The sequence below is a fragment of the Streptomyces gossypii genome (assembly GCF_025165795.1).
GTDB classification, from domain to species: Bacteria; Actinomycetota; Actinomycetes; order Streptomycetales; family Streptomycetaceae; genus Streptomyces; species Streptomyces gossypii.
In genome coordinates this window covers 160,070-173,456 of the sequence record NZ_JAJAGO010000003.1, presented here as the reverse complement: position 1 = coordinate 173,456, position 13,387 = coordinate 160,070, and the positions used below count along the sequence as shown (strand labels likewise).

Genomic DNA, 13,387 nt, shown 5'->3' with positions numbered 1-13,387 from the left:
CGCCTCCGTGACCCCAGCCTCCGTCGGCGCCACTGCCGCCGTCGGCACCCCAGCCATCGTCATCGCCTCTGGCCGGGCTTCTCCCACTGGAAAAGCGCCCTCCGCCGCGAGATCCACTGCTGAACCCCGTGAGTGACATCACCACAAGTACGATCAAGATCACGAGAAAAATTACCCCGGCCATGGCGTCCCCCTGTCTTCGGCCACGACCTCACCGTCAGAGACGGCGAGTACGACGGAGTGTTCCCCACCCGCGCTGCCTGCAACCCCCGGGGCCCGTGATCATCCTCGGGCCGCCGAGTCCTCCACCTCGCGACGTTCCGTCACCAGCCGCCACACGCGGGGCAGTCGGGGCGCCGGCTGAATCGTTCCGTGACCGGCTCACCCGGCACCATCAGGTTGAAGCCGAGCCGGTATCCCGGCTCCATCGGCGGCGCCCCGGTGATCAGCGCCAGCGCGGCATGCGCCAGCAGGCTCCCGGAGAGACCCGCGGTGACCGCGTTGACCGGGTTCCACGGCATCCGCGGCGAAGCCGCCTCCTCATCCTGATCGGGGCCGAGCCGCAGGTCACGGCGCTCGATCTCGCCCGCCCTGTGGCACTCCCAGCATGCGCCCCGCCCCGGCACATGCACGCCCACCGACACCAGCGGACCGCGATAGCCCCCCTCGGCCCACGGCAGATCCGCCTTGAGGCAGGCCGCGTTGGCCCAGCCCCGGATCTCGGGCGGCCGGTCCGCGCAGAGCGCCAGCAGGTCGTAGCCGGGGCTCAGCAGGGCGGCGAGGTCGTCCGCACCGCGTACGCAGAACCGCTCGCCCGTGACGGTCACGTCGGAGTTGAGCATCCGCAGTCTCGCGACTGCGGCCTCGACCTTGGGGAGCCCGATGTCGGCTTCCTGGAAGAGGAGTTGCCGGTTCAGGTTGGACAGCTCCACGACGTCCGGGTCCACACAGTGCAGCGCGCCGATCCCGGACGCCACCAGGCTCTGGGCGACGACGCCGCCGGTGCCGCCCACTCCGACCAGCAGCACGCGCGACTCGCGCAGTCGTAACTGCAGCTCCCACGCGCTGGCCCGCGGGGCCAGATCCATCCAGCGCAGCAGGGCGACCCCCCGTCCGTACCGGGTGCGTTCACGCTCGGTGAGGCCGGACGGCAAGGGCACCGCGGCATCCTCGACAAAGCCCGCCTGCAACAGGTCGTCCATCGCCTGGAGCACCTCCTCTCGGGCCAGACCGGAATGCCGTGCCAGCACCGTGGTCACGACCTCGCCGGGGGAACGGAACCCGTCCATCGCTTCGGTGAGGGTCCATATCCACCCTTCCGGGTCCCGGACTTCGGCACCGATTCCGAAGATCACACTACCGATCCGGATATGACCATCCACCGTCCGATACGGCCGGTGCTCGGGCTTCACCCGAGGTTGTCCTATCGTCGATATCGTCACCGACACACCGCTCCCCCTTTACGGCCGAAATCCACCCTTGACAGGGCGTCGTTGCCATGGACTACTGGCACGGTACTATCCGTAGAATTCGCGCCTGCCCAGATTCCGTGCGCATTATTCGTACTTTTGATCGGCGTATACGGCACTCCGTCTTCCGCATCCCGCATAGGGCGCCCCGTGTACGACGCCACGCGTACGGCACTGCGAGCAGGAGGGAAGGAAGTCCGCATGGCACATCGAATAGAAATCCGACCGCTGGAGAAGCGGGAAACCACCGGCCTCAGCGGTACCAGCAACAGCTGACCGTCAATCGCGACACTCACGCCGCGCCCGCGTGCAGTTGCCACGCGGGCGTTGTCACGCGGCGATTTCCACCCCACCTCCCCGACCCGGCCCGTCACTCCGCCACCGTCACCCAGCCATCCCGTCACCCGTCACACCTGTCACCCGTCACCCCGTGAGTCCACGCAGAGAAGCGAGGCAGTGCCCTGCTGAGCGACATCCCTGCCGAGCGCGGTTCCGCCGTGTTCGACGACTACCCCTCGGTTTCCGAAATCTACGCCACAGCACGGTTGTTGACGATCCGTCACCCGCAGTTGTGCGCCCTGCGCCGGGTGGGAGGTTCGCGTCTGGGTGAGGACCTCCTGCTGCTGTCCGTGGGGCACGGCCGGCGGAACGTCCTGGTGGTCGCCGGACCGCACGCCAACGAACGCGTCGGCGGTGCGACCGCCCTCAGTCTGGCAACCCGCATCGTCGGCGACAGCTCACTGCACGGCGGCGAGCGGGACTCCCGCTGGCACTTCCTGCTCTGCCTCGACCCCGACGGCACGCGAATGAACGAGACCTTCGTGCCCCGCGGGCACACACTCAACGAGGGCTACCGTCCGTTCTTCCGGCCGGTCGGACACGAGCAGCCGGAATGGGCGCCGTCCATTCACACGGGCACCGCCCGGCAATTGCCGGAAAGCCGCGCGCTCATCGAACTGATCGACGAGATCCGCCCCTTTCTCCAGTGCTCCCTGCATGCGAACGACGTGGGCGGAGGCTGGGTCCAGCTGACCCGGGACCTGCCCGGACTCGCCGACCCGTTCAGTAAGGCGGCTGCCGATCTGGGAATCCCGCTGGAGATCGGGAGCATTGACACGATGTTCTGGCGCAGTTCCGGACCAGGAGTATTCGTCATGCCCGAGCCGGGAATACCCGAGCGATTCGCCAGTTTCGAAGAGGACGCCGCGCGCTCCACCTGGTACAGGCCGCACCGGTACGGGGGAATGACCGCCGTCATCGAAGCGCCCATGTGGGCCAGCCACCTGGTGGACGACTCCTCCCCCGCCCACTCCCCACGGCGCGCCATGCGCCACTGCGCCCGCCTGCTGCGCCACCGGAGCCGCCGGGTCGCGGGACTGCTGGAGTCCGTGGGCGAACTGGTGGACGTCGAGCACAGCGCGGTGCTGCGCGGCGCGAGGGCGGCTGTCAGCGTATGCCCGGGACTGGCGGCCGACTGGGACCAGCTGTCCCGCGTGCCCGCCCGCGGCCCCGCACCCGTACACACCGCCGGTCATCTCGTATCGCTGGCGGGTGTGTCCTGGCGCATCCCGCTGCGCGCCGCCGCGATGGCGCTGACCGCCCTCGGCCCGCTCCCCGGCCCGCGCGCCGCGCACCTGCGCCGTGAGCTGGACGGCCTCGTCTCACAGTGGTGCGCGGCATTCGAATCCGAATTCCAGGCCCGCTGGGTCCCGGTCGACGACCAGGTCACCCTGCAGGCCCGCACCGTCCTCGCCCTCTTCGACCGCCTCACGATCTGACACGGCACCGGCCTGTTGAGGAAGACCGGTCGTTCGCCCAGGATGGCGGTCATGACCGCCACGGAACGACCGCTGCTCAACCGCCGGCTCGCGGAATTCGGTACGACGATCTTCGCCGAGATGTCAGCGCTCGCCGTACGCACCGGCGCGCTCAATCTCGGCCAGGGCTTCCCGGACACCGACGGCCCCGAGGAGGTCCGCGAGGCCGCCGTACGTGCCCTGCGGGACGGGCGCGGCAACCAGTACCCGCCCGGCCCGGGCATCCCCGAACTGCGTCAGGCGGTGGCGGCGCACCAGGAGCGCTTCTACGGCCACCTCGGCCTCGGTTACGATCCGGACGGCGAGGTGCTGGTCACCGCCGGGGCGACCGAGGCCATCGCCGCCTCACTGCTGGCCCTGGTGGAGCCGGGCGACGAGGTGATCGCGCTGGAGCCGTACTACGACTCGTACGCCGCCAGCATCGCGATGGCGGGCGGCACCCGGGTGCCCGTCACCCTGCGGCCCGCCGCCGACGGCCGCTACCACCTCGACCTGGACGAGCTGCGCGCCGCCGTCACCGACCGCACCAGGCTCATCCTGCTCAACACCCCGCACAACCCCACCGGCACAGTGCTCAGCCGCGCCGAGCTGGCCGCCGTCGCCGAACTCTGCTCTACCCGGGATCTGCTGGCGGTGACCGACGAGGTCTACGAACACCTGTCCTTCGACGGCGAGCACCTCCCACTCGCCTCCCTCCCCGGCATGCGCGACCGCACCGTGACGATTTCGTCCAGCGGGAAGACTTTTTCGTTCACCGGATGGAAGGTCGGCTGGCTCAAGGCTTGCTGACCTACCCATTCAGATTGCAGAACGCACCTCGCTCGCACCCCTTCACGAGCACACCGCCAGAAACCCCAAACAGCGTGCACTCGCTAACAGGGCGCAACGCGCGGGCGAGTTGCTCAGAAAATCCCAAACAGTGTGCACCAAGCACCGCTTGGCTTACGTCTTCTACTGTCGTCCCTGAAGCCGGGGATCACGCGACTCACTCGCCACCTGGAGATCCCCCTCGACCTCAGGAAGGAACCACGTGCAGCTGAGAGTGATGTACGTGATCATCGCGGTCCTCGCGGCGCTTGTCGTCGCGCTCGCCGGCAGCCTCGTGACCGCCGTCGAGGGAGGGCGCCCCGCTGCCACCCTCAAGACTGGAGCGTTCACCTTCGTCGGCGCCCTGACACTCCTCATCGTCGTCATGAATGCGTTGGGCGTGGTGGGCTCGTGAGTGGCAGGGAGGCCCTACGAGGACGCGTACAGGCCCCGCACCCCTCCTTGCCCGACGAGATGCTCGTGAAAGTGCGCCAACACCTCGCGCAGCTCTCGCGGGTGATGAACACCACCGACGCGACTCGGCTTCTTATCGGCCTGCTGTACCTGAGCCGAGCTCCGCGCGTCACCTCCGACCAAGGTGTACCGACGTGGTCGTGGCTGCTGAGTCAATCGGCGGGGCGAAGCCCGGGAATCCACGCTGCGGTGACCAAGTGCCTGGTCCATCACCTCCCCGCGATCGAGGATCCGGCCGCCGAAGCGGGCGCAGTGAGCCTCGTACCCGTTCCGCCCTCTGGCTCCGAAGGACCCCTGCACGCGCTCATTCAGGCCATCGGATCCACCCAGCTAGTCGGGCCGTTGCTCGACCAGTGCCTGCGGGACCTCTCGTGGGCCCAGGCCGACAGCAGCAACTACTTCACACCCGAGGACATGGCGCGTCTGATGGTCGGCGCGGTCGTCCCCCACGACGGGCACAGGGTGCTTGACCCGGCCTGCGGTTCGGGCGGGCTCCTGGTGGAGAGCCACCGCTACGTCCACGAGCGCGTCGGACTGAACCCGACCATGTCTCTGCGGGGAAGGGAACTGCATGCCCCCACATCGCAGGTGGCCCGCATGAACCTCTGGGTGCGGGGGATCAAGGCCGACGTCCTTCCACCCGGGGACAGCCTGACGCAGCCCGAACCCGAGACTTACGACATCGTCCTGGCCAACCCTTCACTCAACCAGCGGGACTGGACGCAGGAAGGAGGGACGGAGCAGCACGCTGGCCAGCCGGGCCCATCCGTCCCTCTCGATCCCCGGTGGCCGGAGGATGCCCCGCCCCGGAGCTCCGCCGACTTCGCGTGGATCCAGCACATCGCTCACGCACTGGCTCCAGCCGGCCGCGCCGTCTTCCTGATGGCCGACCGTGTGGCCGGAAGCCGACAGGCCATGCCAAGACGGCTTCGCGAACGACTGTTGCGAGGCGATCTCGTTGAGTGCGTGATCGCCCTGCCGCGCCGCGTGTACGGGCACTCCCAGTCCTCCGCCTGCCTGTGGGTGATCAACAAGGCCAAGAGCGCACGGCCCGGATGGGGCGCCCTGGACCGTCGCGGGCAGGTCCTCTTCATCAACGCGCGTCGGGCCTTCGAACAGGTTCCACAGTCGAGAGCGCGGAGACTGGGCGACAAGAACACGGCTCTGATCCTGAGCACGCTCGCAGCCTGGCGTGGTCTCCCCGGGAACGGTGCGACGGCAACGCCGTACAGCGACACCGACGGATGGTCCCGGAACTGCTCCGTGAAGGAAATCGCCAGCCGCGGGTACAGCCTGATGCCGACTTCGTACGCCGTGGAGCCGCCCGGTCCCGAACGGGACACGCGGAGCCGGATCGATCAGCTCAAGCTCGAACTGACCGAGCAGTTCGACCAGATGCGCGCCCTGGAACTCCGCTTGCTGGACGCCTTGGAGGAGATCTGATGGAAGGCGAGGCCGACCGGTTGGAGTCCAGCACGGCGGCTTGGCGGACAACCTCCATCGAGATTGAGGGAGACCAAAAGATCCGCACTACCAGCGGCTTCCTCGACGACAAGTCCGCCGACAAGACTCCCGGAGTCGTCGGTTCAACATTCGTCCGGGACGGCAGGATCCTCGCGATCCCGGCCAACGAGTGCCGGACAGGCGAATCTCCGCCCTCCCGGGCAACCCTCAGGGAGGGCGATCTGGCCGTCGTACTCGTACGACGTGTGGGCGAGTCCGCGTTGGTCACCCCCGAACACGCGGGATACACAGCGACTCGGCCCATCGGCATCATCCGGGCAGAACCGCTTATCGTGCGATGGCTGCACATCTGGCTGCAGACGCCCACGGCGAAGGCCCGGATCGAAGAGGACGTCACGGCACACGTCGAGCCGACCGTCAGCCTTGACACCCTCCGTCAGATGCTGTTCCCACTGCCCCCGCCGGATGTCATCAGCGCCTACCACCGGGCTTTCAGCCTCATCGAGGAGATGATCTCCCTCTACCGGGAGACAGCCCGCAAGTCTGTAGAACTGGCAGACGCACTTCACGACGACTGGGCCTCTTCGCATGGGCCATGGGAAACGCGCTCGCTCGGGAAGGTCGCCAAGCCGAAGACAGGCAAAGGCTCCGAGCGCTCACTCCCTTCGCCGCTCCTGGAACCCTCCGCCGATGTGATTGCTCCCAAAGATTTGTACGACCTCCCCGTCCCTCACGTCCCGAGGTTCCGTCTGAGCGGCCCGGCCGGGGCGGGCGAGTTGCATCCGCCCGGCACCATCATGTTGAGCACTCGCTCCGACGGCACACACACCGCCGTGCTGAGCCGACCGGCGACACCACTCAGAAGCGTCGTTGCCATTCGACCCGCCGAGGACGAAGACCGTTGGTGGCTTCTCCACGAGCTCAGAAGCCGAAGCGGAGACATCGCTGAGTTGGCACAAGGCCAGAACAGCCGGGAGATCTCAGCCCTTGCCCTGAGACGCCTGAAGATCACCTGGCCGGACCGGTTCTCGCGCGCCGAATTCCACAGGGCGGCGGAGCCCCTGCACGAGGCGGCGCAGCTCTTGGTCTCCAAGATCGCGACACTGCACGACCTGCAGAACTCGTTCCTGCGCGACATCTCGGCAAAGGCTGGCATCCTCCGGGAGCCGACCACGAAGTCGGCAGAGCAGAGAACTGCGGCTCCTCACCCTGCCGAGATCCCCGCGCCCAGAGTGAGCAGGACCGGCCATGAGTCAGGATGGCCCCCAGAGTATCGACGAGCACACGAGTGAGGACGGTGGAGACGTGAGCACCAGGCCGCTGCTGAACCGCAGGCTGGGCGGACTCGGGACGACCATCTTCGCGGAGATGTCGGCGCTGGCCTCCGCGACGGGAGCGATCAACCTGGGCCAGGGCTTCCCCGACACCGACGGCCCCGAGGAGATCCGCGAGGCAGCCGTCCGCGCCCTGCGGGAGGGCAAGGGCAACCAGTACCCGCCAGGACCTGGCGTCCCGGAACTGCGCGCCGCGATCGCCGAACACCAGCAGCGCTTCTACGACCTCGCCTTCGACCCCGACACCGAGGTCCTGGTCACCGCGGGCGCCACCGAGGCCATCGCCGCCGCCATGCTGGCGCTCCTGGAGCCGGGTGACGAGGTCATCGCCTTCGAACCCTTCTACGACTCATACACCGCCTGCATCGCCATGGCCGGCGCGAAACGCATTCCGCTCACCCTGCGCGCCCCGTCGTTCCGCCCGGACCTGGACGAGCTACAGGCCAAGATCACTCCACAGACCCGCCTCCTGCTCCTCAACACCCCGCACAACCCGACCGGGATGGTCCTCTCCGCCGAAGAGCAGGACGCCATCGCCGCACTCGCCATAGAGCACGACTTGCTCGTTGTCACCGACGAGGTGTATGAGCACCTTGTCTACGAGGGCACACACCACCCCATCGCGACCCTTCCCGGCATGCGCGAGCGCACCGTCTCCATCTCATCCGCCGGCAAGACCTTCTCCTTCACCGGATGGAAGGTTGGCTGGGTCACGGCAAACGGTCCGCTCGTCTCAGCGGTCCGGACTGCCAAGCAGTACCTGACCTACGTCAGCTCGGGCCCCTTCCAGTACGCGATCGCCGAGGCCCTCCGGCTGCCGGACTCGTTCTTCGACGGCTTCCGCGCGGACCTGCAACGCAAGCGCGACCTGCTCGGCGAGGGGCTGCGCGCGGCCGGGTTCGAGGTCTACCAGCCCCAGGGCACGTACTTCATCACCACAGACATCACCCCCTTCGGCGAGAAGGACGCCTCTGCCTTCTGCCGGGCCCTCCCCCGTCGCTGCGGCGTTGTCGCCGTCCCCAACTCGGTCTTCTACGACGACCCCGACGCCGGCCGCAGCCAGGTTCGCTTCACCTTCTGCAAGAAGGACGACGTTCTCCGCGAGGCCACGAGCCGTCTACAACGCTTGACGTCGTGAACTCACGGCCTCTTCGTCCCGAATGAGGTTCGGGTGGGGTCGACACTGGGTGGTCTGCTGTTTTTTGGCTGGTCAGGGCATAGAGGTGAGAAGGTCTCGGGTGATCCCGGCAGGGCTGGGAAGGCAGATTGGCTCCCAGTTGGGCTCCCAAAGGAATCCCAGCGCCACCTCGACTTGGTCGGCGGCGATGGGTGGCAATCTGTCTTCTGTCGGTGAATAGGCGGCCTCGCCGTGACACCAGTGTCACGGCACGCAAAATCGTGGCCAGCGTGGAGTCGTTGGGGGCCGACTGCGGTGCACCCGCTGGCGACGACCACCGCCGTACGGTCCAGCCGCCAGTAGGCTCGTGTCAGGATACCGAGGAAATACCGCCATTAGGTGGCGAACTTCGGTTCCGGAAGCCACAGATCGGGTCCGATTCGTCGCAACCGGTCGCGACGAGCATCACAGTCAGGCATAGCCCGCTGAACTGTCCGCCAGAATCGTTCGCTGTGATCGGGCACACGTAGATGGGCCAGCTCATGCACGAGCACGTAGTCGATCAAATCGGGCGGAAGCTGCATGGTTGCCCAATGAATATTGAGATCGCCATGGATCGAGCACGATCCCCAGCGATAGCCTAGGGGCCGGACCCGGAGTTCACTGCAAGTCACGTCCAGTCGCTTGGCCCATGGTTGGAGCCGACTGGGCAACCAGCTCGTACCACGCCGCGTGTACCAGGTGATCAAGGCCGTGGATGCATCGTGGAGCACATTCTGTCGGATCTCCAGCCGACCCCGCAGCAACCGCACATCGGTCGGTCCGGTCTCGACGACCATTAGCCGGTGGCTGCGCCCCAAATAGGGAAAGCCCTCTCCGGAGACATAATCACGTGGAGGTCTGCCCTCGCTCAGCGACTCGCGTTCGGCGAGCTTGGTGTACAGCCATTGCCGTCGGCTTCTGACCAGCTTGACCAGTTCGGTTTGCCCGGTCCCCGGGGGGACAGTGACGCTGACGGTCGAGTCGCGCTCGACCGTCAGCCTGATCCCCCGCCGTCGCTCGCTGACCCTCACTTGTACGTCGAGGTCGTCGACGCGCAGGACTTCGACGGCTGCTGAACCTTTCACAGCCACATCCTGACGCCCGTCACCGACATGTCCTACCAGGCTCGGTACTCACGGGCGTGGAATCTCGGTACGTCGGTGTCCGATCACTTCCAGCAGCTGGTCTGCCAGGGAGTCGACCTTGTCGATCGCCACCACATCCCCATTGATCAGCCACTGAACCGTCTGGTGCCGGAAGTCCTCCTGGTCTACCGGGCTCCGCCAGAAATCACGCCGATGGGTCACCTGCTGGGCGATCCGGCAGACGCCTGTGCTTATGTCGCACAACCACTGGTCGGTCTCCGGATCGACCACTCCATCCCGGGCTGTCTCCTCCAGTAGGACACCGTAGAGCGCCCTTTCGACAGGGCTGAGCGGGTCATCGGGGGCGGGGCGGTCATCTCGCAACTCGGCCACGAGGTCGGCGAGGAGCGTGGCCTGCTGTTCCCAGTTCTCGGCGTAGTCGCGCAGAATCTCTTCGAGGCGCTGGCTGAGTTGCTTGTAAAAGCGTGGATCCTTACCGCGGTTAATCTCGATGTGGTCCCGTACGGCATGCTCCATCTCCGACGCACGGGTTCGCGCACCAGGCAGTGCCGCTACCTTCTCCTCGAAGTCGTCCGCCGTCAGTGACACCGGCGGTAGCTTCTGGTCAATGCCGAGTGACAGCAGGTGATCGTCCAGCAGTTGCCGGACCTTCGCGCCGTACACGCTGGGGTCGAAGTCACCACCGTCGACTCGGAACCTGCGCTTGGCCCGCATTGCGATCTCCGCATAGAGGGTGGCGTCCTTCAGAAAGGGACGCACCGTCGGCTCAGGCAGGATGACGTCAATGGTGATGAGGAATCGCTTGAGCTCGGCCTCGAACCTGTCGAACCGGGCTCCGTCGTTCAACAGAAGCACACAGTCCTCCAGGGTTGCCCCAGAGGGGGTCACACCATGGTCGCTGAAGATCGCTTGGAGCCGACGACGCATTGGACCCAACTTGGCGACTTCCTCGTGGAGGTCGACAAGTACTCCATCGACATCGTCGGCGGCGTACGCTTTGAGCGCTTCGGTCAGATGGTTAGCGACCCCGAAGTAGTCAACAATATAGCCACACTTCTTGTCCTTTGTCGGCCGGTTGACGCGGGCCACCGCCTGCAACAGCTCGGCCTGCTTGAGTGAGCGGTCGATGTAGAGCACCTGCTCGATCGGCGCGTCGAAGCCGGTCAGCAGCATTGACTTGACGATCAGGAATGCGACCGGGTGGTCCTCCGGGCCGATTTCCGCCGGGAAGGGCTTCGTGAAGTCGTCGACCCTGCGTTCCTGTGGCTTCTGCGCGGTCCATTCAATAAAGCGCTCCTCGTCGTCGTCGGTGCCCGGAGAGATGACGGGTACGAAATCCATAGCATTGAGCAGATCGAGATTCCGATGTGCGTTGACCTGTGCGATCTGCCGGGCCGTCAGCTGGTCCTGCGGAGTGTCGAGCAACCGCGCCGGGACTTCTTCGGCCTGGCGGACCAGTTCCTCCCTCGCAGCGAGCAGAGCCTCCCGGTATCGCAGTGTCGCCTCCCGGCTGTTCGCCACCAGCTGGGCCTTGAACCCGCCGGGGATTACGGTCGTGACGTAGTGCCTGAGCAGGTGCCTGGCCTTGGCCGCGATCAGCTCTTCCGATTCGATTACATCGCCCTTGGTGGCGTACCGGCGCTGCAGGGCTTCGCGATCCTCCTCGCTCTGGTCAGCGAACAAGTCCTCGAAGACCTCGTCGAGGTCACGTCCGTCCCTGACCGCGCCCTTGACGGTGTTGCCCTCATAGAAGATCCGCACGACCGCGCCGTCGGCCTCGGCGTCGGCCAGCCGGTATGTGTCGATGATGCTGCCGAAGATCTGGGATGTCCTCTTCTGCTTGCCCATGATGATCGGGGTTCCGGTGAAGCCGATCCTGGCGCAGTTGGGCAGCGCCTCCAGCAGGTTCATGTGCAGGGTGGAGCCGTGCGACCGGTGCGCCTCGTCAATGAGGACCACGATCGCGGTGCCGTCGTTGAGCTCCCCGAGCGAGGGGACGGCCTCGCCCAGCTCGCCATCGGTGGACCGTGCCGTCACATCCTGCTGCTTCTGGATCATCACGGCGACGATGCCCGGGCCGTGGGCCGCCAGCAGCCGCTTGGCCTGCTTGACCCGCTTGGCCTCCTCGACTTCTTCACCAGTAAGCCGGAGCGTTTCCGACAACTGTTTCTGTAGCTGTGTCCGGTCGGTGACCAGCACGACCTTGACCGCGGACAGTTCCGGGATCGACCGCATGCGGCGGACGAGGAACGTCATAGTGAGGCTCTTGCCGGAGCCCTGGGTATGCCAGATGATCCCGCCCCGCCGGTCCTGGGCACCGTCCTCCTCGCGCGTATCGCCCGTCAGCAGGCGCTCCAACGTCTTCTCGACCGCGCGGTACTGCTGGTAACGCGGCGCGGCCTTGATCCGAATGCCGTTGTCCAGCGTCATGAACGTGACGTAGTCGTGGATGATCCGCAACATCCGCTCAGGGTGCAGCACAACCGCGGTGAGCCGGTTCTGTTCAGTGACCGATCGCTCGTCGCACTCAAGCGCAGCCGCGATGGTTTCGTCGATCAGCGGGTACGGGTCACGCCACGGCACGTAGTGCTCGGTGTCGGACGTGAACGTGCCCAGACGTGCCCGCTCCCCACAGGTCGCCACGGTCAGCTGGACGGTGTGGAAGAGCTTCGGATTTCCGGTGGGGATTCGGCCGCGACCCTGGCCGGCGTACCGCCTCAGCTGCGTCACAGCCGCGGCGATTGCGTCACCCTTGCTGGGTTTCTTGCACTCCACGACGACCAGGGGGATGCCGTTGACCAACAGCACCTCGTCGGGCGCGATGTGCTTCAGCCCGCTCATGCCTGGCACGTCGACCCGGAACTGGGATACGACCACGAATTCGTTGCGCTGCCAGTGCTTCCAGTCGATGAAGTGGACACGCTGGTCTCGGCCTCCGTCCCACCCCGGCAGGCCCGGCACGGTGACGCCCTTGATCAACAGCTCGGTCGTCAGCTCGTTGGCCTCCAGCAGACCTTTGGCCGTGATGCGGGTCAGCTCGCCCATCACTTGGCTGATCCGCGCGTCATCCAGCCAAGGGTCTCCATTCGGCCCTGGGTTGATGTCAAGCAGCGCCTTACGCAGCCGCGACTCCATCAGCACCTCGGCGAACGAGTCGCGCCCGGACTCCGTCGGGTCCTCCGGTTTGAACGCGCCCTCCGCCTGGCCTGGCAGATGTTCCCACCCCATCAGCATCAACTGCCGGAGCAACGGAGCCTCAACCTGTACGTACTCGGGCCCGGACACTAACGTTCCTCGTTTCACATCAGCATGCGATCGGCAACAGCCTCAATCATCGCCTGCAGAGACCGCAACACGCTACGAAGATTCCCGACCAGCCATGCAGCTCCGGAGCTAACATCCGAGTTCGCCGCTTCACGCAGGCATTGTCGTGCATGCCGCTGGACAACGATCCGATGTTCCTTGCTGCGGGCTCCCCGAAATCCGACCGACTCTCCTGCCAGAGCCCTCTTCAGTGGACCTCGCCCGCAACAAGGCCCGCCACGTCCTCATCAGCTGGGGCTAACACCGCGATCTGGTACACGACTCGATGGTCGTGATCGGCGATACCGTCACCGATGCCGTGGCCGCTACCTCTGGCCACACGATCCAACTCTGCCGCGCCATCCACCGCGACGCCTTACCTCTGAAGTGCTGGGAGACCTCCCCAGTGCTCGCCCCGCCCTCGACACCGTCGAAGTCTCACCATTGTCGCGGC

Annotated in this window: 8 protein-coding genes and 1 pseudogene; 6 read left to right on the top strand and 3 right to left on the bottom strand. The window is 66.3% G+C overall.

The window, feature by feature from the left end:
• Positions 1–323: 323 nt before the first annotated feature.
• The gene (locus tag LHJ74_RS07215; protein WP_375546681.1) at positions 324–1,412 is read right to left on the bottom strand and encodes a HesA/MoeB/ThiF family protein; all 1,089 of its coding nucleotides are present in this window, start codon (positions 1,410–1,412) and stop codon (positions 324–326) included.
• Positions 1,413–1,966: 554 nt separating this feature from the next.
• Here LHJ74_RS07215 and LHJ74_RS07210 point away from each other — a divergent pair.
• From LHJ74_RS07210 to LHJ74_RS07185, 6 genes and pseudogenes are all read left to right on the top strand, one after another.
• Positions 1,967–3,247 carry a M14 family zinc carboxypeptidase gene (locus tag LHJ74_RS07210; protein ID WP_260216708.1) on the top strand — a complete coding sequence of 427 codons (1,281 nt, stop codon included), beginning with the start codon at positions 1,967–1,969 and terminating at the stop codon, positions 3,245–3,247.
• 42 nt (positions 3,248–3,289) lie between these two features.
• Positions 3,290–4,069: pseudogene (locus LHJ74_RS07205) on the top strand (aminotransferase class I/II-fold pyridoxal phosphate-dependent enzyme); the annotation flags it as partial.
• Between the two features lie 247 nt (positions 4,070–4,316).
• The gene (locus LHJ74_RS07200; protein WP_260216707.1) at positions 4,317–4,508 is read left to right on the top strand and encodes a hypothetical protein; all 192 of its coding nucleotides are present in this window, start codon (positions 4,317–4,319) and stop codon (positions 4,506–4,508) included.
• 248 nt (positions 4,509–4,756) lie between these two features.
• Complete coding sequence (locus tag LHJ74_RS07195) at positions 4,757–6,010, top strand: N-6 DNA methylase (RefSeq protein WP_260216706.1); 1,254 nt, start codon at positions 4,757–4,759, stop codon at positions 6,008–6,010.
• The gene (locus LHJ74_RS07190; RefSeq protein ID WP_260216705.1) at positions 6,010–7,323 is read left to right on the top strand and encodes a restriction endonuclease subunit S; all 1,314 of its coding nucleotides are present in this window, start codon (positions 6,010–6,012) and stop codon (positions 7,321–7,323) included. Before LHJ74_RS07195 ends, LHJ74_RS07190 begins: the two co-directional genes overlap by 1 nt.
• Before the next feature lie 13 nt (positions 7,324–7,336).
• Positions 7,337–8,503 (top strand): pyridoxal phosphate-dependent aminotransferase, encoded by a 1,167-nt coding sequence (locus tag LHJ74_RS07185; protein WP_260216704.1) that lies wholly within the window; start codon positions 7,337–7,339, stop codon positions 8,501–8,503.
• A 374-nt stretch (positions 8,504–8,877) separates the two neighbouring features.
• Here the strand turns inward: LHJ74_RS07185 and LHJ74_RS07180 are convergent, their stop codons facing one another.
• Both LHJ74_RS07180 and LHJ74_RS07175 read right to left on the bottom strand, forming a co-directional pair.
• A complete protein-coding gene (locus tag LHJ74_RS07180; protein ID WP_260216703.1) occupies positions 8,878–9,609 on the bottom strand; it encodes a M48 family metallopeptidase in 732 nt (243 codons plus the stop codon).
• Positions 9,610–9,657: 48 nt separating this feature from the next.
• Positions 9,658–12,915, bottom strand: coding sequence for a type I restriction endonuclease subunit R (locus LHJ74_RS07175; RefSeq protein ID WP_260216702.1), 3,258 nt, complete (start codon positions 12,913–12,915; stop codon positions 9,658–9,660).
• Positions 12,916–13,387 lie beyond the last annotated feature (472 nt).

Coding starts and splice junctions, on each gene's coding strand:
- LHJ74_RS07190 (WP_260216705.1), top strand. CDS start 6,010: ATGGAAGGCGAGGCCGACCGGTTGGAGTCCAGCACGGCGGCTTGGCGG.